At 34.8% G+C, this 21,831-nt stretch carries 13 protein-coding genes and 1 riboswitch; of the genes, 12 read left to right on the forward strand and 1 reads right to left on the reverse strand.

The genetic code is table 11. The features are described 5' to 3' along the window. The first annotated feature begins 8 nt into the window (after positions 1-8). The 12 genes from HNP35_RS04850 (at position 9) to HNP35_RS04905 (ending at position 19,370) form a co-directional block, all read left to right on the forward strand. Complete coding sequence (locus tag HNP35_RS04850; RefSeq protein ID WP_044047573.1) at positions 9-1,061, forward strand: NAD(P)/FAD-dependent oxidoreductase; 1,053 nt, start codon at positions 9-11, stop codon at positions 1,059-1,061. Between the two features lie 348 nt (positions 1,062-1,409). Then, positions 1,410-1,527, forward strand: a riboswitch (SAM riboswitch). 306 nt (positions 1,528-1,833) lie between these two features. Continuing rightward, on the forward strand, positions 1,834-2,838 hold the full coding sequence (locus tag HNP35_RS04855) for a homocysteine S-methyltransferase family protein (RefSeq protein WP_184157949.1): 1,005 nt from the start codon (positions 1,834-1,836) through the stop codon (positions 2,836-2,838). A gap of 11 nt (positions 2,839-2,849) precedes the next feature. Next, positions 2,850-3,302, forward strand: a complete 453-nt coding sequence (locus tag HNP35_RS04860) for a hypothetical protein (protein ID WP_184157948.1) — start codon at positions 2,850-2,852, stop codon at positions 3,300-3,302. Between the two features lie 302 nt (positions 3,303-3,604). Further along, positions 3,605-6,280: a methionine synthase gene (gene metH, locus HNP35_RS04865; RefSeq protein WP_184157947.1), complete on the forward strand. Its 2,676-nt coding sequence runs from the start codon at positions 3,605-3,607 to the stop codon at positions 6,278-6,280. Between the two features lie 90 nt (positions 6,281-6,370). After that, on the forward strand, positions 6,371-7,327 hold the full coding sequence (metF, locus tag HNP35_RS04870) for a methylenetetrahydrofolate reductase [NAD(P)H] (RefSeq protein WP_132990740.1): 957 nt from the start codon (positions 6,371-6,373) through the stop codon (positions 7,325-7,327). Positions 7,328-7,575: 248 nt separating this feature from the next. Then, entirely contained in the window at positions 7,576-8,229 is a 654-nt protein-coding gene (locus tag HNP35_RS04875) for a class I SAM-dependent methyltransferase (protein WP_184157946.1), read from the forward strand. Between the two features lie 72 nt (positions 8,230-8,301). Continuing rightward, a complete protein-coding gene (locus HNP35_RS04880) occupies positions 8,302-9,528 on the forward strand; it encodes a dicarboxylate/amino acid:cation symporter (protein ID WP_184157945.1) in 1,227 nt (408 codons plus the stop codon). 131 nt (positions 9,529-9,659) lie between these two features. Beyond that, on the forward strand, positions 9,660-12,728 hold the full coding sequence (locus HNP35_RS04885; RefSeq protein WP_184157944.1) for a T9SS type B sorting domain-containing protein: 3,069 nt from the start codon (positions 9,660-9,662) through the stop codon (positions 12,726-12,728). 62 nt (positions 12,729-12,790) lie between these two features. Further along, positions 12,791-14,194: a pyridoxal phosphate-dependent decarboxylase family protein gene (locus HNP35_RS04890; protein WP_184157943.1), complete on the forward strand. Its 1,404-nt coding sequence runs from the start codon at positions 12,791-12,793 to the stop codon at positions 14,192-14,194. 285 nt (positions 14,195-14,479) lie between these two features. After that, complete coding sequence (locus HNP35_RS04895; RefSeq protein WP_184157942.1) at positions 14,480-16,846, forward strand: TonB-dependent receptor; 2,367 nt, start codon at positions 14,480-14,482, stop codon at positions 16,844-16,846. Between the two features lie 25 nt (positions 16,847-16,871). After that, positions 16,872-18,101 (forward strand): DUF4374 domain-containing protein, encoded by a 1,230-nt coding sequence (locus HNP35_RS04900; RefSeq protein ID WP_184157941.1) that lies wholly within the window; start codon positions 16,872-16,874, stop codon positions 18,099-18,101. A 108-nt stretch (positions 18,102-18,209) separates the two neighbouring features. Beyond that, positions 18,210-19,370: a PepSY-associated TM helix domain-containing protein gene (locus HNP35_RS04905; protein WP_184157940.1), complete on the forward strand. Its 1,161-nt coding sequence runs from the start codon at positions 18,210-18,212 to the stop codon at positions 19,368-19,370. A 284-nt stretch (positions 19,371-19,654) separates the two neighbouring features. Here the strand turns inward: HNP35_RS04905 and HNP35_RS04910 are convergent, their stop codons facing one another. Beyond that, positions 19,655-21,769: a TonB-dependent receptor domain-containing protein gene (locus HNP35_RS04910; RefSeq protein ID WP_184157939.1), complete on the reverse strand. Its 2,115-nt coding sequence runs from the start codon at positions 21,767-21,769 to the stop codon at positions 19,655-19,657. Between the last annotated feature and the right edge of the window lie 62 nt (positions 21,770-21,831).

A 21,831-nucleotide genomic window follows, 5' to 3' on the forward strand; every position in this document is an offset into this window, starting at 1 on the left:
ACACCATAATGATTAAAACAGATATACTTATAATTGGAGCAGGACCAACAGGTTTATTTGCCGTATTCGAGGCAGGATTGTTAAAATTAAAATGCCACATTTTAGATGCACTTCCACAACCAGGAGGACAACTTTCAGAGTTATATCCAAAAAAGCCAATTTATGATATTCCTGGATTCCCAGAAGTATTAGCCGGAGACTTAGTTGACGGATTAATGGAGCAAATCAAACAATTTGAGCCAGGATTTACTTTAGGAGAACGTGCTGAAACAGTTGAAAAGCAAGAAGACGGAACATTCATTGTAACATCAAACAAAGGAACTAAATTCCACGCACCGGTTATCGCAATCGCTGGAGGATTAGGAAGTTTCGAGCCTCGTAAACCACTTATCGAAGATATCGAGTTTTATGAAGATAAAGGAGTAAAATACTTCATCAAAAATCCTGAGAAATTCAGAGACAAAAGAGTTGTAATTGCAGGAGGAGGAGATTCAGCATTAGACTGGTCAATTTTCTTGGCAAATGTAGCTTCAGAAGTAACATTAATCCACAGAAGAAACGAATTTAGAGGAGCTTTAGATTCAGTAGAAAAAGTGCAAGAATTAAAATCAGCAGGGAAAATCAAATTGATTACGCCAGCTGAGGTTATCGGAATCAATGGAGCAGAGCACGTAGAGTCATTAGACATCGAAGAAAACGGAGCGCACCGTAAAATCGAATGTGATTATTTCATCCCGCTTTTCGGATTAACACCAAAATTAGGTCCAATTGGAGACTGGGGATTAGAAATCGAGAAAAATGCCATTAAAGTTAACAATGCATTAGATTACCAAACTAACATTCCGGGAATCTTCGCTATTGGAGACGTAAACACATATCCAGGAAAATTAAAGTTAATCCTTTGCGGTTTCCACGAAGCAACTTTAATGTGCCAGGCCGCATACGGAATCATCAACCCAGGTAAAAAATACGTATTGAAATATACAACAGTTTCTGGTGTAGACGGTTTCGACGGAACTCGTAAAGAAGCTCCAAAAGCGGTTGTTAAAGCGATTGTTTAATCTGAGGGGCTGAGGTTCTAAGGGACTAAGGCGCTAAGGTTTTTATATAGAAAGCTCAAACTTTTAGTTTGAGCTTTTTTTATTAATCCCAGAGGGATGAAATATTTATAGAATAAAATTGATGTCTTTTGACAAAAAGCTCCAGCGGAGCGACATATATTTCGCTCCGCTGGAGCTTTTGCGTTGTGTTGATTGTTTTTCTATAAATATTATGCTCCTCCGGAGCTAAATCACATGCAAGGTAAAACCTTAGAACCTCAGTCCCTTAGTCCCTCAGCACCTTACAAAAAAAACATTTGCAAATCGAAACCCTATTTCATACCTTTGCACTGTTCTTAAAATTATTGTTCGTTATCACGAAAGGCGGAGGGATAGACCCGATGAAACCTTAGCAACCCTTTACCATAAAGAAGGTGCTAAATTCTACTTTTATACGATATTTTCCAGTATTCAAGATAGATAACACAAATACACACAAGTATTTCTCAAAACTTTTCCAGACAACATACAATATTTACCGAAGCAATTCAGTAGAAGGAGCGAATCATTGGCGCATTTTTGCAGTCAATAGTTCCCGCTTTCGCCTATATCTCTCCGCTCCGCTGCGAGGATACCGGCTCAATCGGGGCTAATGAGTAAGCAATAGTGCATTTTTGGAATTAATGTAAAAAAATATCCGAAGCAAACCTATTAGGTTTAAACTTCACAATCATAATAAAAAAACTTAGCATCTTAGAACCTCAGTATCTTAGAAGCTAAAAGAAAGAGAACTATGTCGATTACTATTCAAGAAGCAATAAAAAAAAATATCCTAATCCTAGACGGAGCAATGGGAACAATGTTGCAACGCTATAATTTCTCAGAAGAAGATTTCAGAGGAGAGCGTTTCAAAGATTTCCCGCATCCGTTAAAAGGAAATAACGATTTACTATCCCTAACACAACCACAAGCGATCCGCGATGTACATGCCGCTTATTTTGAAGCAGGTGCTGACATCGTAGAAACCAATACCTTCTCAGGAACGACAATCGGTATGGCCGATTATCACATGGAAGATTTGGTTTACGAGTTAAACTACGAATCGGCAAAACTTGCACGCGAGGTTGCCGATGAGTTTACTGCAAAAAATCCGGAAAAACCACGTTTCGTAGCCGGTTCAATAGGACCGACAAACCGTACGGCAAGTATGTCACCAGACGTAAACGATCCGGGGTACAGAGCCGTTACTTTCGACGATTTAAGAATTGCTTACAAACAACAAGTAGAAGCGTTAATGGATGGAGGCTGTGATTTACTTTTAGTAGAAACAATTTTCGATACTTTAAATGCAAAAGCAGCACTTTTTGCAATTGAAGAAGTTAAGGAAGAACGCAATCTGGATATTCCAATCATGGTTTCAGGAACGATTACAGATGCTTCAGGAAGAACACTTTCTGGGCAGACAGTTGAAGCGTTTTTGATTTCAGTTTCGCATATTCCGTTGTTAAGTGTGGGATTCAATTGCGCTCTTGGAGCCGATTTGCTAAAACCGTATCTAAAAACATTAGCGCACAACACAAGCTTTAATGTTTCGGCGCATCCAAATGCAGGATTGCCAAATGCTTTCGGACAATACGATGAAACACCAGAACAAACACAAGTTTTTATTAGAGAATATTTAGAAGATAATTTAATTAATATCATCGGTGGTTGTTGCGGAACAACTCCAGATCATATTCGATTAATGGCTGAGGTTGCGAAGGATTATAAACCGAGAGTTGCGCCTGTTTTTGAATAAAAAATATAAAATTGATAAAGGAAGACATCAGGTTGCAAAACAAAAAAGATAAATGGAATTTAATCATTTTTGTGGCTTTTATGGTTGGCTGGGCAATATTTTTAATCTGCACTAACCAGCCAGATGATTTTTCAAAATCGTTTAGAGGAGAAGCAATTGGACTGGTAACGAGAATTGAGAATTGTAATAGATCTAAATGTTTGAGATATTATTTTTATATAGACGATAAAAGGATTTTATCAGGAATGGGGATACGAAATTATCAAGAGAATCCCAATGATTTAGTAAACAAGTTCTTTAAAGTAAAATACAATTTGAATAAACCTGAAGAAAATGAAATTTTCTTTAGGGAAAAATTAGAACTGGATTCTTTAATGCTAGTCAAATCTGGTTTTAGAAAAACTAAATATTATGAGTATGATGATCGGTCAACTAAATATTTAGAAAAATTAAAATGGAAATAAAGCTCCATAGGAATGAAATAGTATTATGTTGATTTAGAAATTTTTCCATCAATAATTAAGAATTGAAACTTGGAAAACATAAATCGTCTTATGAAACCGATTTTGCGTGAGGGATAGAAGTGAAAAGCCCACAGCCTGACGAAGGAAGTGCGAGGACTTGTAACGTATAGCCCGGCCCGGAGGGACACGCCCAAAATAATAAACATAAATACCTACAAGGTTTTGAAAACCTTGCAGGAAAGAAATAAGAATAAAAAAACTCAGAATCTAAGCATCTTAGAATCTTAGTAACTTAGAAAGAAATGACAGAAAAAAGAAGAGACCTTGTATTATCAGGATTAGAACCGTTGATTATTACGCCGGAAAGTGTTTTCGTGAATGTTGGTGAGCGTACAAACGTAACAGGTTCAAGAAAATTCCTGAGACTAATCAAGGAAGAGAAGTATGACGAGGCACTTGATATTGCAAGACAGCAGGTAGAAGGAGGAGCACAGATCATCGATATTAATATGGATGAAGGAATGCTTGACGGCGTTACGGCAATGACTAAATTTTTGAATTTAATTGCGGCTGAACCAGACATTTCGAGAGTGCCAATTATGATTGACAGTTCGAAATGGGAAATTATTGAAGCTGGTCTAAAAGTAGTACAAGGAAAAAGCGTTGTAAACTCGATTTCATTAAAAGAAGGAGAAGAAGCTTTTATTCACCACGCCAAATTAATCAAACGTTACGGAGCGGCAGCTATCGTTATGGCTTTCGACGAAGTTGGTCAGGCTGATAATTACGATCGTCGTGTGGAAATTTGTGCGCGTTCGTATGATATTTTGGTGAACAAAGTTGGATTCCCTCCACAGGATATTATTTTCGATTTGAATATTTTCCCAGTTGCAACGGGAATGGAAGAGCATAGATTGAACGCTTTGGATTTCTTTAGAGGGACAAAATGGGTTCGTGAAAATCTTCCGCATGCACATATTAGCGGTGGAGTAAGTAACGTTTCATTTTCTTTTAGAGGAAATGATACGGTTCGTGAAGCGATGCACTCCGTGTTTTTATACCACGCAATCAAAGAAGGAATGACAATGGGAATCGTAAACCCAGAAATGTTGACGATTTATGATGATATTCCAAAAGACTTATTAGAATACGTTGAAGACGTAATTCTGGACAGACGCGACGATGCAACCGAAAGACTTTTGGATTTTGCTGAAAGTGTAAAAGGCGAAGCAAAAAGCGACGAAAAAGCCGTTCAGGAATGGCGTTTAGGAACTGTTCAGGAGCGTATTACGCATTCGTTAGTGAAAGGAGTTGACACTTTTATTGAAGAAGATGTTGAAGAAGCACGTTTGGCAGCAACAAAACCAATCGAAGTTATTGAGATCAACTTAATGGCGGGAATGAATGTGGTTGGAGATCTATTCGGAAGCGGAAAAATGTTCTTGCCTCAGGTAGTAAAATCGGCTCGTGTAATGAAAAAAGCCGTTGCTTATTTACTGCCTTTTATCGAAGCCAGCAAACAAGCCGGAGACAAACAAGGAAACGGAAAAATCCTGATGGCAACCGTAAAAGGTGACGTTCACGATATTGGTAAAAACATCGTTTCGGTAGTTTTGGCTTGTAACAATTACGAGATTGTGGATCTTGGTGTAATGGTTGCTCCTGAGAAAATTATTGCAGCGGCGATTGAGCATGAAGTAGACATCATCGGCTTAAGCGGATTGATCACGCCTTCGCTTGACGAAATGGTTTATTTGGCCAAAGAATTAGACAAACAAGATATTAAAATCCCGATTATGATTGGTGGGGCAACGACTTCGCGCGCGCATACAGCCGTGAAAATTGCACCTCAATACAGAGAAACGGTAATTCACGTAAATGATGCTTCGAGAGCCGTTACCGTTGCCGGAAACCTGTTAGATCATAATAGAAAAATATACGCTGCCGATATTCGTGCAGAATACGATTCGTTTAGAGAAACGTTCTTAAATCGTTCAAGAGATAAAAATTTCTTAACGATTGAAGATGCTCGTAAAAACAAATTGCCATTGGATTGGAGTGAATATACTCCAGTTAAACCAAAAGTAATTGGCGCACAAACCATCGAAGTAGAATTAGATGTTTTGGTTCCATATATCGACTGGACACCATTTTTCCAGACTTGGGAATTGTACGGAAAATATCCGGCAATTTTAACGGATGAGGTTGTAGGTAAAGAAGCAACTTCTGTTTTTAATGATGCTCAGGCAATGTTAAAAGTAATTTTAGCAGAGAAAAAATTAAAAGCAAAAGGTATTTACGGAATTTTCCCAGCGAATCAGGTGGATGACGATGATATCGAATTGCGTGATGAAAACGGAAAAGTGTTGGAGAAATTCTTAACACTTCGTCAGCAATCGCAAAAAACAAAAGGCGCTCCAAACATCGCTTTGGCCGATTTTATTCTGCCAAAAGACAGCGGTGTAACCGATTATATGGGAGCTTTCTGTGTAACAACTGGTTTTGGTGTTGACGAATGGGCTGCAGAATATGAAAAGAACTTAGACGATTATAATTCGATTATGGTTAAAGCCCTTGCGGATCGTTTTGCTGAGGCTTTCGCCGAATATCTTCACGAGAGAGTGCGTAAAGATTTCTGGGGTTACGACAGCGAAGAATCTTTAACCAACGAAGAACTGATTAAAGAAAGTTATAAAGGAATTCGTCCGGCTCCGGGTTATCCGGCTTGTCCAGATCACTTGGAAAAACCAACAATCTGGAAACTTTTGGATGTTGAAAAACAAATAGGAGTAAAGCTGACGGAAAGTATGGCGATGTGGCCGGCTTCATCGGTTTCAGGATATTATTTTGGAAACCCGAAAAGTCGCTATTTCGGTCTCGGAAAAATAAAAGAAGATCAGGTGACAGATTACGCCAAACGCCGAAATGTACCGCTTGATTACGCAATGAAATGGTTAAACCCTAATATAGCAGATTAACGAAAAAGTTATTTTAGTTTCAGGTTTCAGGTTTCAAGTTCTCTACAGCAACTTGAAACTTTAAACCTGAAACCTGAAACAAAAAAAGAAATGAAAGTAACAGAACATATAGAAAACGCCAAAGGAAAAACATTATTCTCATTTGAAATTATTCCGCCTCAAAAGGGGAAAAGCATTCAGGAATTATACGATAATATTGATCCGTTGATGGAGTTTAATCCGCCGTTTATTGATGTAACGACTTCTCGTGAAGAGTACATTTACATTGATAAAGGCAACGGACTTTTGGACAAAAAACTGACTCGTATGCGTCCGGGAACGCTTGGAATTTGCGCTTCTATAAAACATAAATACAATGTAGATACGGTTCCGCATTTGCTTTGCGGTGGTTTTACCAAAGAAGAAACTGAATATATGCTGGTTGACTGTCATTATTTAGGAATTAACAACGTAATGGCGCTTCGCGGAGATGCTATGAAAGACGAACAGTCTTTTACGCCAAAAGCAGGAGGAAATCATTACGCAATTGATTTGGTTAAACAAATTAATAATTTGAATAACGGAAAGTACCTTCACGAATTAATGGACGTTGATAACAAAGCTGATTTTTGCGTTGGAGTTGCGGGTTATCCTGAAAAACATTTAGAATCTCCTTCTTTACAATCAGATTTAAAAAGATTAAAAGAAAAGGTAGATGCAGGAGCTGATTACGTAGTAACTCAAATGTTTTTTGACAATGCTAAATATTTTGCTTTCGTAGAAAAAGCTAGAGAAATGGGTATTACAATTCCGATTATTCCTGGAATTAAACCAATCGCAGTTCAAAGACATTTACAAGTTTTACCACAAATTTTCAGAATCGATTTACCAGAAGATTTAATCGATGCTGTAGACAAATGCAAAAATAACGCTGAAATCAAACAAGTCGGAATCGAATGGGCAGTTCAGCAGTCATTAGAATTAAAAGCCGCTGGAGTTCCGTTTTTGCACTATTATTCAATGGGTAAATCTGAGAATATCCGCCAGATTGCAAGTCAGGTTTTTTAAAGTCTTTACGAGGAACTTTGTCAAAGTTTTGAACTTTGACAAAGTTATTCAAGTATAGTTTGTCATTCCGAGGAACGAGGGATCTCCACAAGTAGCTCCCTTCAGTGAATCGCCAATCTTTGTCGAGTTTCTTGCGGAGATTCCTCGTTCCTCGGAATGACAAAACAAACGTTAGTTGGAATCTCAATTCAAATGACGATAAATTGCTGAAGGATTTTTGTTTAATTTAGAAGTTTAAATTTCGTATCATGAAACAAGAAGAACTACAAGCCATAGCCTCTCAATTAAAACATCCAACAGGAGAAAAAGGAATTGAAATGGGAAATATGATGAACGAAACGAACATCAATATGACCAAACATTCGATTCTGAATCTTAATATTTCAAATGAAAACAGAATTCTGGAATTAGGTCACGGAAACGCAGGCCACGTAGAATTTTTGTTTGAACAGGCCGAAAAACTGAAATATTACGGACTTGAAATGTCGGAACTGATGTTTCAAGAAGCACGCCAGATCAACCGAAATTTTGTTTCTCAAAAACAGGCTTTCTTTTCACTTTATGACGGAAATACGATTCCGTTTGAAGATGGATTATTCGATAAAATATTTACTGTAAATACGATTTATTTTTGGCAAAAGCCTGAAGAATTACTTTCGGAAATTTACAGGGTTTTAAAACCAAATGGCAATTTTTGTTTGACATTTGCAGAAGAAGATTTTATGAAAAAACTGCCTTTTACACAATTCGAGTTTGAATTGTACAGTACAGAAAAAGCGCAGAATTTAATTAAAAAATCAGATTTTAAAATCGTTTATTCCGAAACACAGAAAGAACAAGTTAAAAGCAAAACAGGAGAATTGGTGGAGAGAGCTTTTACCACAATCGTTCTCGAAAAGTAATAAAAGAAAGGGTATTAGTTTTAATACTCTTTTTTTATTTAATTTTAAACCAAGTCTAATGCTTTTAAAATAATGGAAGTTAATAAAATCAATTTTTTACAGAGTTACAGTAGTATTTTATGGCTTCTGGGCGGTATTATAATCGGAAGTATTTTCGGATTAGTATTTGGGGAAGATGTTTTGATCATAAAACCGCTTGGTGATATATTTCTGAATTTACTTTTTACTGCCATTATTCCGCTTATATTTTTCACGATTGGTTCTTCTATTGCTAATTTGGAACGAACAGAAAAATTAGGAAAACTGTTCGTTATCATGATTTTGGTTTTTCTTGCTACAATTTTGATTTCGGCCATTGTGATGATTTGCGCCGTTTATCTTTTCCCGATTCATGAAAATATAGCAATTGCAAAAGTTCCTTTTGAAGAAGTAGTCTCAGGATCAGCTGGAGATCAGATTGCAAAATTGCTTACCGCAAATGATTTCTTCGAATTATTGTCTCGAAAAAGCATGCTAGCCTTGATTATTTTTTCTTTTTTGGTTGGTTTCGCCACTTTGCAGTCGGGAGAAAAAGGAAAAGCTTTCAAAAGTTTTTTGGATTCAGGAAACGAAGTCATGAAGCAACTTTTGAATATTATTATGAAATCGGCACCAATTGGTTTAGGAGCTTATTTTGCTTATCAAGTTGGAGTTTTTGGACCGCAATTGTTGGGAGTTTATGCAAAACCAATGGCGGTTTATTATGCAGCTTGTATCTTTTACTTCTTTGTGTTTTTCAGTTTGTATGCATTTGTCGCTGGAGGTAAAAGAGCTTTTAAAGTTTTTTGGAGCAATAACATAACACCATCCTTAACAGCAGTAGGAACCTGTAGCAGTATCGCAACAATTCCAGCCAATTTGGACGCTGCAGAAAAAATGGGAATTCCATCGCATGTTCGAAACTTAGTAATTCCGCTTGGAGCGCCTTTGCATAAAGATGGTTCAAGTATGTCATCCATCTTAAAAATAACTTTTTTGTTTGCTATGTTTGGGAAAGATTTTTCAGATCCAATGACCATTCTTCTGGCTTTAGGAATTACTGTTGTCGTTTCGATTGTAGAAGGCGGAATTCCAAACGGAGGTTATATTGGCGAAATATTGGCGATTACTGTTTACGGTTTTCCGATGGAGCAGGCCTTGCCAGTTGCCATGATTTTAGGAACTTTAGTTGACCCAATTGCGACTTTATTAAATGCTAATGGAGATGTAATTTGTTCTATGATGGTTTCTAGATTTTCGGAGAAAACGAAATGGGAATAAATTTCAAAATGAAAAATAATGCATTAGTAGATAATACTTTTGGATACATCGAGATTTTGTATTGATTAGTCTAAAACATTAATGCAATGGCTTATTAAACAGTAGTTTTACTCAGTAAAATGATTTTTATTTTGAAAGGTAAAACTATTTTTGTTGTATTTTTATTTATTGTCTGCTTCCATGTGCACGCCCAGTTGTGCACAGGAAGTTTAGGCGATGCTGTTGTTAAAATTGATTTCGGAACAGGAACTGCATCGCACGGAACAGCGTTAGGAACAGGAATTACAAGTTACACTTACACAACGGCAGATTTTCCAAATGATGGTTCTTATACCATAGAAAAAGCAACCAATACACCTGGAACTTGGTGGACAACAACAGATCATACGGGCGGAGGTTATATGATGGTTGTAAATGCAAGTCTTTCTACAACAGATTATTTTTATAAAAATACGGTTACGGGGCTTTGTCCAGATACAACTTATGAGTTCGCAGCGTGGATTATGAACTTATTGAGATCAAACGATACCAGTCCGCCAAATATTACATTTACTATAGAATCGACTTCTGGAACAATTCTAGGGACTTACAACACTGGAGATATCGGATTAAGTTCCAGTGCTGTTTGGAAACAATATGGTTTCTATTTTACAACTCCAACTGGGATTTCGACGGTAGTAATTAGAATGCGAAATAATAAAGCTGGTGCTGCACCTGGAAATGATATTGCTTTGGATGATATTACTTTTAGAGCATGCGGACCAACCGTTACTTCATCAGTACAAAATAATACCAATACAGATCTAACGATTTGTCAGGGAGATACACAAAGTTATACCCTTTCTGGAACGGTTTCTTCAGGATATTCAAATCCTGCTTATCAATGGCAAGTTAGCAATGACGGAGGAACAACGTGGACAGATATTGCAGGAGCAAATAGTTTAACGTATTCTTTTGTTCCCGCTTCAACAGTAGGCACATATTTGTATCGTATGGCGGTGGCGCAGAGCAGTAATATTTCTTCGGCTACTTGTAGGGTCGTGTCAAATACTATTAGTTTTAAAGTTAATGAAAGTTCCATTGCCCCCACTTTCACAACAGTGCAACCAACATGCGATGTGCCAACTGGAACAATCAATGTTGCCACAACTGCGAATACCACTTATAGTATTGATGGAACGAACTACCAAACATCTGGTGTTTTTTCTGGTTTAGCGGGAGGAGATTATAATGTTACAGCGAAATTAAGTTCGGGTTGTGCATCAACTCCTGTGGTTGCGCATATAAATTCGGTAGCTTCATCGAGTGCTACTCCAACTTATTCAGTAATTCAACCTGTAATTTGTTCAAATCCATTAGGAACAATTACAATTACAAGTTTAGATTATGAATATAGTTTTGATAATGGAACAAATTGGTCAACGAATAATTCCCGATCCGATTTGGTAGCGGGAGATTATTTAATAAAAACTAGAAACAGTTCAGGTTGTGAGACAACGGCGGTTTTAGTTTCGATTTTAGTGCCACCAGGATATCCGCCAACTCCAACAGTTTCGGTTATTCAACCAGATTGTATAACGGCGACGGGAACAATAACAATTTCAGATTCGGCTGCTTCTTATAGTTTTGATAATGGCGAAACTTGGACAACTTCAAACTCAAAAACGGATTTAGTTCCAAATATTTATAAAATCCTTATTAAAAATAATTTAGGATGTAATTCTTTGGTAGCTAATGAAGTAGAAATAAAAGCTTATATCAATCAAGAGCCACTGGTTACAGCCGTGAGTCCGCAAACTTTTTGCGTACAGCAAAATGCAACATTAAATGACATTCTTGTAAACGGACAAAATGTAAAATGGTATGATGCCTTAACAAACGGAAATCTATTACCTAATACAACAATTTTAGAAAGTAAAACCTATTATGTTTCGCAAACCATTTCTATTTGCGAAAGCGAAAGAATTCCAATTGTTGTTAATATTCAAAATACACCAACCCCAACTGGAGATTCCTATCAAAATTTTTGTACTTCTCAAAAACCAACAATTGAAAGTTTAGTTGCACAGGGTACAAATGTCGTTTGGTATGATAATGCTACAAATGGTGCCATTTTACCATCGACAACAAGTTTAATAAATGGGGCAACCTACTATGCTTCGCAAACTATTAATGGATGCGAAAGTGTAAATCGTCTGGCAGTTTCGGTTTCAATAGTTGCCCCAACTTTATCTTTCAATAATGTTTCAGCAAATGTTTGTGATGAATCTAATGATGGAACAGAAATTATAAATTTAACAAGTTATAATGCAGAAATAACGTCTTGCAATTCTTGCGTTTTTAGTTATTATACTTCTTTAATTGGTGCTGAAAATCAAACAGCAACTAATCAAATTAATAATGTTTCCAATTACAATTTGAGTGCAGGAACAACAATAATTTATGTTAGAATCGATTCTTCTGATAAATGTTTTCAAATTGCTGAACTTAGTTTGACTTTGGTAAACGTACCCATAATATCAATTTCAGATGTCGTTTCTTTATGCCAAAATAAAGATGTTGAGGTTCATGCCGGTGCTGGTTTTGATAGCTATTTATGGTCTAATGGATCTTCATCAGAATCAATTGTAATTGCTGATGAAGGGAATTATTCGGTTACGGTTACTCAAAATCATGGTAATGTAATTTGTTCTTCGGTAAAAGATTTTCAGGTAAAACTTTCCAATAGTGCCACTATTCAGAATCTTGTTGTTCAGGATTGGACAGATTCAGAAAATGTAATCGAAGTTCAGCTAGCAGATACAAGTCTTGGAAATTACGAATATTCAATCGACGGAAATGTTTATCAAGAAAGTAATATTTTTTCAGGATTGGCAACGGGAGATTATGTTGTTTATGTTCAAGATAAAAATGGTTGCGGAACCGTAAATCAAGAAGTATTTCTATTGAATTATCCCAAGTTCTTTACTCCAAATCAAGATGGTTACAATGATACTTGGGCAATAAAATTTTCAGAAACAGAGCCTACAATCAACACTAAAATATTCGATCGATACGGAAAATTTCTAAAAGAATTAAATGCCTATACATCGTGGGATGGAACTTTTAATGGAAAAGAATTGCCTTCAACAGATTATTGGTTTGTTGTAACAAGAGCCAATGGGAAAATTTACAAAGGACATTTTACGTTAAAACGCTAAAAAAAATCAGGATTGAAGAAGTTTTATTCATTAAATTAGAAGAAAAATTAGTCTACAAAAAAATGAATACAGTTTTACATCAAGATTTAAACGATTTCCAAAATATTTTAGATAAAACAAAAGAAACAGGAATTGATTTTCTAAGTAATTTAGAAGATATTCCAACTTCAAATAAATATTCGATAGATCCCCAAAATGAGTTAAATGAACTTGGATTAGGTTCATTGGGAGCTTTAGAAGAATTCAATCAAAGATTAGCGCCTTTAATGGTGGCTTCGCCTGGTCCAAGATATTGGGGATTTGTTACAGGAGGTTCGACTCCTGCATCAATTGTTGGAGATTGGCTTGCCGCAGTTTATGATCAAAACCCTCAAGCTTTGAGTGCGCAAGGCGGTGTATCGGCTTTAATTGAAGCAGAAACCATTAATCTTCTTTTAGAACTTTTAAACTTACCAAACGATTTCTCAGGCGGATTTGTAACAGGTGCAACCATGTCAAATTTTACTAATTTGGGAGTGGCAAGGCAATGGTTTGGAGCGCAATTTGGAAAAGATTTTGCGAAACATGGAATTTCAGAGAAAATGAATATTCTAACCGCAACACCACATTCTTCTTCTGTAAAATCGCTTTCGATGCTTGGTGTTGGAAGTCAGAATTTTACATTAGTCAAAACAATTGAAGGCAATAGAGAAGCGATTGATATTGCTGATTTGGAGAGAAATATTGAAGAACTAAACGGAAAACCTTTTATTTTAATTTCGAGTGCGGGAACTGTAAATACAGCCGACTTTGATGATTTTGAAGCCATTTCTAAACTCAGAAAAAAATATAAATTTTGGTGGCATATAGATGCCGCATTTGGCGGATTTGCGGCAGTTTCAGAAAAATACAAGCATCTTGTTTCGGGTTGGGAAGCAGCAGACAGCATTACAATTGATTGTCATAAATGGCTGAATGTACCTTATGAAAGCGCTTTCTATCTAATTAAAAAAGAACATATTAATTTACAGATTGAGACATTCCAAAACTCGAATGCACCTTATTTAGGAAATCCGTTGGAGAATTTTAATTATCTAAATGTCCTTCCTGAAAATTCTCGTAGACTACGCGCATTGCCTGCTTGGTTTTCGCTTAAAGCGTATGGAAAAGAGGGATATAGAGATATAGTCGAGAATAGCACTTCTCTTGCGTTACACTTTGCCAATGCGTTAATTGAAGAAGAACAATTTGAATTGCTTGCTCCAATTCGTTTAAATAATGTTTGTTTTACCTTGAAAGGAATTGAAAATCAAGAAAAAGTATCTCAATTTTTAATCAATTTAAATGATACAGGAAAAGTGTTTATGACTCCAACTTTATATCAAAATAGAAAAGGAATAAGAGCATCTTTTGTGAATTGGCGAACATCAGAAGAAGATGTAAAAATTGTAATTGAAGAAATGAAAAATGTACTGGAGACAATCTGATCTTATGATTTTAAAAATTTTGAAGTCCTGCTTTACCTAGCAGGATTTTTTATTTTTTGTAGGTTTTTTTATAAAATGAGTTTTTGAATTTTAATTCTTTAGTTATTTTTTTTAATGCGATTTTAATCTAAAATTAATTAAATCTTAAGATTTGATCTTTTTTTTAGAAGAAAAACATTTTTTACGTTAATAAACTTTTTTATTTAGAATAGTTAAAAATAATTTGCCAAACCTAATTGTGGATGTTAATTTTGTGCCAAATTTAATTTAAACTAATTCTAAATAATGCAAATTAAAAGAATTGCAATCTTGATTTTGCTGGTACTTTCATCAGTTCAAGGTTTCTCGCAAAAAGCCAAAGTAGTTTTAAGTGGAGTTGTAATGGCAGATAATGGCCAACCAGCAGAAAATGTTTCTGTAGCCTTAAAAGGAACTAGCTACGCAGCATTAACCAATGCAAATGGTGAATATGAAATTACTGCAGAACCTGGTAATTATACTTTAGTTATTAATTATGTAGGTTACAAATCGAAGCAGACAAAAATCAATCTTCAATCTAACCAAACTGCGCCAAAAATTACCATAGAAGAAGACATGGCGGCTTTAGAAGAGGTTCAAGTAACAGGAAAATCTAAAATTGAAAGAGTAAAAGAGCAACCTTTTAATATTACTGCTGTTAACTTAAAAATGGTTCATAATACTTCTGCAGATTTAAATCAGGTTTTAAATAGAACAACTGGAGTAAGAGTTAGAGAAACAGGAGGAATGGGATCTGACTTTAATTTTTCTCTAAACGGATTTTCTGGAAATCAGGTTAAATTTTTCTTAGACGGTATTCCAATTGATAGTTATGGTTCTTCTTTTACATTAAATAATATACCAGTTAATTTAGCAGAACGTATCGAAATTTTCAAAGGAGTTGTTCCTGTAGAATTGGGAAGTGATGCTTTAGGAGGTGCTATTAATATTATTACAAACCAATCGGTAAAACGTTATATTGATGCTTCATATAGTATTGGTTCTTTCAATACGCACAAGTTGGCAATTAATACCCGTTTTAGCGGTAAAAAAGGATTTGTGGCTAATCTAAACGCTTTTGGAAATTATTCTGACAACAGCTATAAAGTAGATGTAAGCGTGGCTGATGAGCTAGGAAATTTTGGTCCTGTAAAAGCCTATAAACATTTTCATGATGGATATAAGTCTGGAGCTATTATCGGAGAAGTTGGGGTAAAAGATAAAAAGTTTGCCGATTATCTTGTTTTAGGTATGATGGTTTCTGCTAACAGAAAAGAAATTCAAACCGGAGCGACTATGCAAAATGTTGTAGGTGATGCCTTTAGAGATAGCCATGCTTTTGTTCCAACTCTTAAATATCGTAAAGACAGTCTTTTTACAAAGAATTTATCGGTAAATTTTATTGCTTCATACAATATTGTTAACAGTCGTTCGGTAGATACTTCTTCATACAGATATAAATGGGATGGTAGCCGTACTTACAATAAATTAAGTAGTAGTGGAGAAATTAACCGTGAAAAAACGATTTATGCTTATGATGATAATTCGTTTCAAGCTAATACGAATTTTAAATACGATTTGAATGACAGACAATATTTTGCATTTAATTATTCTGTAAATAATTTAAAACGTAAAGAAGAAGAACAATACAGAGATGATCCTCGTAGACCTGGTTCTCCGACATTGAATAAAAATATTTTAGGATTATCTTATAATCTTGCTGCTTTAGACCGAAAATTATCTTTTATAGCATTTGGTAAAAAATACTTTTTAGAAAGCAGAATGATAGATGTTGTAGATGATTATGCAGATGAAAAAGAATATACAGTTTTAAAAAATTCTTTTGACAACTGGGGTTACGGTACAGCTTTGGCTTATTTCCTAACTAGTGAAATACAATTAAAAGCATCTTACGAACACGCTTTCCGTCTTCCAACTGCAGAAGAAATGCTGGGTGATGGACTTAACATCTTACCTGCAATCGAATTGGTTCCAGAAGAAAGTGATAATTTCAATATTGGTTTTACTTATAAAAAATCTTACGAAATACATTCATTTGGTTTTCAAGGAAACTTCATTTACAGAAATGCAAAAAACTTTATTCGTAGCAAACCAGAAGGAGCTTTGGCTTTATATTCAAACCTAGCCGACGTAAGAGTTACTGGTTTTGATGGTTCATTTCATTATGGTTACAAAAATTGGTTAACATTTGAGATAAATGCAACTCAGCAAAGATCGCTTAATCAAGGAGATTTTGATCCGCCTTGGACAAACATCAAAAACGATTACAAAGGAACTCAAATTGAAAATATTCCAATTTTCTACAGTAACGCCAATTTAGGATTCAACTTCAGAAAAATTAGAACTGCTGATGATAACCTGAGCGTTAATCTATTTGCAAACTACATTGGTGAATACTATTTAAAATCAACAAAAAATGGTGATCCGAGCACAAGAAGAACAATACCAGAACAATTTACACAAAGTATTGCTACTGCCTATGTTTTCGGAAAAGGAAAATACAATGTTGGTTTAGAATGCAACAATATTACCGACAAAAAAGTATATGATTACTTCATGGTACAAAAACCAGGAAGATCATTTACGGCTAAATTCAGATACTTTATAAACTAAATAAATAATTTTAAATTTTAAAACAATGATAACTAGAACTAAATCACTTTTAGCGTTATTCATCTTATCTGCGGTTACATTTTCTTGCAGCAGTGATGATAGCTCTACAGTAGAAAATCCAGCTGACGTAAGTTATGTACTTGCATACCAAACAAATGACTGGGATACGTATATCTGGCAGTTTGAATCTTTAGATGAAATCATGACTGGAGATATTAACATGGTTGGAAAAGGTATTGAGCAAGCTGCTAGTGCTGGTGTACCTGTAGGAAATACATTTTTTGCTTTATCTGGAGAAAATGAAGGATCTGTTGGATACTATCTTAATGCAGAAGGTAAATTGGTAACAAACAAAAACGTTTTTACAGGAGATACTTATGCTTACGGAACAACAGATGATGATAAATTAATCTTGGTTAATTCTCCATGGGATGCAAGTTCAACACAAAACGAATTGATTATTTACGATCCTGCAACTGCTAGTATTACAAACCGTAAATTCAATGATTTCGCAATTGATAACGGTCACTTCTTATGGCCAACTAGTGTAAATGTATCTGGAAACAGAGTTTTTGTATCTACATTTGAGCGTGATGCTGCTTGGAAACTTTACAACGGAAATGCTACTGTAAAAGTTTACGAATACCCATCTTTAACTTACCTTAAAACAATTTCAGATTCTCGTACAACAACTATCGGTCAATACTATACAAATACAGGTATGGTACAAACAGAATCGGGAGATATTTATACTTTTTCTTCAAATTCTCGTACTGCTGGTTATACTGCTACAAGTGGTCACTCTGGAATTCTTAGAATCAAAAAAGGACAATCAGAATTTGATACTTCTTACTTCTTTGATATCGAAGCTAGTACTCTAAAAGGAAGAGTTTTATCTGCTTACCCAGTTGGAGGAGAGAAAGTGTTAATTAACTACATTCCTGCAGATATCGACGCTGCACAAGGAAACTGGAGTTTCTTAAACTACGGAACATTCAAATTTAAATCTGCTATCTTAGATTTAAGTGCAAAATCTATTACACAAGTAACAAACTTACCTGATCACGCTGGAGATAACTACTACGGTTTTGGAAGTGCTTATACAGAAAATGGAAAAACTTACAAAAGTTTCGTAACAAACGACGAAGGACGTGTATATCAAATTGATGTAAACACTGGAGTTGCTGTAAAAGGAGCTGTTATTACTGGTGGTGTAAACTTACCTGCAATTACAAAATTGACAAAGAAAAAATAATAGAAATACTAGAGTAAAATCTAATTTTTCTACCATACAACTACCATATAATCATTGCTGAAAAGCTTTGATTATATGGTTTTGTCATGTTTTTAAAATACGTATAAAATGAATGTCATCAACAAACAATCACCAAAATCAAAAACAAAGGAAAAATCACGTTTTAGTAAAATAAATGCTTGGTTTCATTTATGGCTCGGACTAGCTTCTGGAATTGTCGTTTTTATAATGGGAATAACAGGATGCATTTTGGTTTTTGAACAAGAAATAAAAGAACTGACTTCGCCTTGGTTAAAGGTCGAAGCCCAAATTCCAGAAAAGGTTTTGCCTCCTTCTAAAATCTATGCTTCGGTTAAAAAAGCTTTGCCAGAAAAAGATATTCACGGTTTATGGTATAATGGTTTAGATAAAACAATAAAGGTTGATGTTGAATCAGATTCATTGATTTATGTAAATCCGTATAACGGAAAAATAACTGGAATGGTCGATCATGAAGATTTTTTTCATGAAATTGACGAAGGGCATCGCTATTTATGGCTTGGCAGAGAAATAGGAACAACTATAACTTCGTGGGCAACCTTAATTTTCTTTTTACTCTTAATAAGCGGTGTGATTTTATGGTTTCCAAAAAAATGGAATAAAACGACTATTAACAGCAGTTTCAAAATAAAATGGAATGCACGTTTCAAAAGAATCAATTACGATCTACATAATGTTTTAGGTTTTTATTCGCTTTTGCTGGCGTTCTTAATCGCGTTGACTGGTTTAATTATGAGTTTTCATTGGGTTCGAGAAAGTACGTATTGGATAACGGGTGGTTTTGCTAACGAAAAAGAAAAGAAAGAGATTATAGCAGTTAAAAAAGATTCTCTTTCAAAACCAAAATACGATATGCTGACTTCTGCTGATATAATTTTTAATAAAGTTAGAAATGAAATTGCCAAACAGAATAAAGAAGCTGTCATAATTCATTTTCCAGACGAACCAAAAGACAATATTTACGCCTGTACTGATATGCACAACGGAAATTGGAGAGATTTATATTTTGACCAGAAAACATTAGAATTACTTCCAAACTCAAAAAAATACATTGGCGACGAAAAATTTCATGATTGGATGAGCCGTTCAAATTACAGCCTGCACGTAGGCGCAATTGGGGGATTAACAACTAAAATTATTTATTTTACTGCCAGTTTAATTTGTGCCAGTCTTCCTATTACTGGTTTTTATATTTGGTGGGGAAGAAAGAAAAAAACAAAGAAAAGCTAGAGATTGTTTTTCAAGTTATTATTTAAAAGTCTTTTTGAAGCGGATAAGCTTTAAAAAGACTTTTTTATGTTCTATTATCTCAGTTCCAAAATCCAAAATCCAAAATCCAAATTCCAAAATCTACAATCTAAAATCTACAATCTACAATCTAAAGTCTACAATCTAAAGTCTACAATCTAAAGTCTACAATCTAAAATATATAAAAGCAGAAGAGCCTGTTTGAAGGAACAGGCTCTTAACTAACACAAAAAAAAACAAAAAACAAGGTATTTAAAGAACGAATTTTAAATGCGGTATGTAAATGCAATTGTCGCAATACGATTGTCTAGATCATATCTTTTATCTATTCCCGTTTGCGCAACGACAGATTTAATGTAGAAGTTATTGGTATTGAAAACATCCGTAAAATTCAATTTGATGTTTCCTTTTTTAGCTAAAACTTGTTTCGAAATTCCGATGCTGAAATCAAAGAAACCGTCTCTTTGGTAGACGCCAAGATTAGATTTAGATTGATATTGAGCATTTCCTTCTGCTTTCCAAGTTTCGGTAATTGTAAATGAATTTTGAACGCTTAGATTCAAAGTCATAATCGGATCTATGGTGTTGCTGTTTAAAACATTTCCCATAAATTTATTTTCAAAAACGTTGAATAACGTATTCACAGACCACCATTTGTAAAATTCAGCCGTATTAGTAATGTTGATTCCGTAATTGTATGATTTGTCAACATTTATTTGTGTTGTAACCGTTGTATTGGTGTCTGGATTATAATTGTACACTTCTGTAAAAACATCTTTTGTGCTGTTAAAATAAACAGAAGCCATAAAATTACTTTTCCACGCATAACCAATTTCCATAGCATGCGTAATCTCTGGAATCAAGTTCGGATTTCCTTGCGAATAATTGAATGAATCATCATAAAAACGAAACGGATTCAAATCAAACTGGCTCGGTCTATTGATTCTTTTACTGTAAGAAGCATGTGCAGAATGATTATTTGTGAATTCATACTTTAAAGAAAGACTAGGAAACCATTTCAAATAATCGTCTTTATGCTCTTCATTTAATGTTTTCTGATCGATACTAATTGCTGTATATTCGCTTCTTAAACCAGCTTGAATATTCAATTTTTCTAATTGATATTTATAGTTTACATAAGCAGCATAAATCTGTTCATTATATTCAAAATGATTGGTCGAATTAAAATCGATTAACCATTGATTATTTTCATAATATTCGTAAACAGATGGATTATCATTGTTTTTTATGCTTGCTTTTACACCATATTCCAGCGATTGTTTTTCCTTAAACGGATTTACAAAATCAATTTTACCGGTAAAAACTTTAAGCTGTGAGGGAATAAAACCACGACGATCATTTACAACAGTAGAATTTGCCGTATTGTCTGCACTTTGAAATTGATTAGATCTGAATTTAGAAGTTTCATATTCAAAGTCAAAAGCCATGTTTTTACCTTCGTTATTGAATTTATGTAATCCAGAAAACGCATACGTATAATCGTTCCATTTTTCTTTACTGTCGTTATAAGTTACAGCATCAAAAATGGGCTGATTTGAAGTATTCACAACCGTATTGGTTCCATCGGCCATGTTCTCATAACGTCCGATTTTAGCATCAACATAAAATTCTAAACTTGTTTTTGGCGACACTTCATATTGAGTTCCAATTTTGAAATTATTAGAAGTTAAAGGTTCATCAGTAATAGAAGTTTGATGATTTTTACTTGCAATTTCCTCACGAGTCTGGTCGGTATATTGAATTTGATTAAATTCTTTTTTCTCTTCTTCTCCACGAAACGTGTAGCTGTAATTTCCAAAAACGCCCCATTTGTCTTTGTTATAATTTAGGTTGAAACCAGAGTTTGTTCTGTTTTTTCTACCTCTTCCATAACTCGTAAAAGCTGTTCCTTTTAAGCCAGAAGCATTTGGTTTTTTTAGAATTATATTAATGATTCCAGCTTTTCCTGCAGCATCATATTTAGAAGAAGGATTTGTAATTACTTCAATTTGTTTGATGTTTGATGAGGTAGTCGCTTTTAAATAATTAGCCAATTCTTTTTGAGAAAGTTGAGTCAATTTTCCGTTAATCATAACGGCAACACCTTGCTGTCCGCGAATAGATAAATCGCCATCTTGAGAAACGACAACGCCCGGCGCACGCGATAAAACGTCAAGTGCAGTTCCGCCTTCAGAAACGATGCTGTTTTCTACATTAAAAACAAGACGATCCGATTTTTGAGTATATAATACTTTCTTTTTACTGATCACGATTTCATCTAAAGCTGTTATAGTTTCTACAATACTATCTGTTTCTTTTTCTGTTTGAGAAAATCCATATACCGAAAAAGCAAGCATAATGGAGGTTATAATATTTTTCATGTTGTTGTAATTTGGCTGATTCTAAATCGAAATCCAGAATCTAAATCTTGGTATTTTTTTAA

The sequence above is a fragment of the Flavobacterium notoginsengisoli genome (assembly GCF_014207905.1).
Lineage (GTDB): Bacteria > Bacteroidota > Bacteroidia > Flavobacteriales > Flavobacteriaceae > Flavobacterium > Flavobacterium notoginsengisoli_A.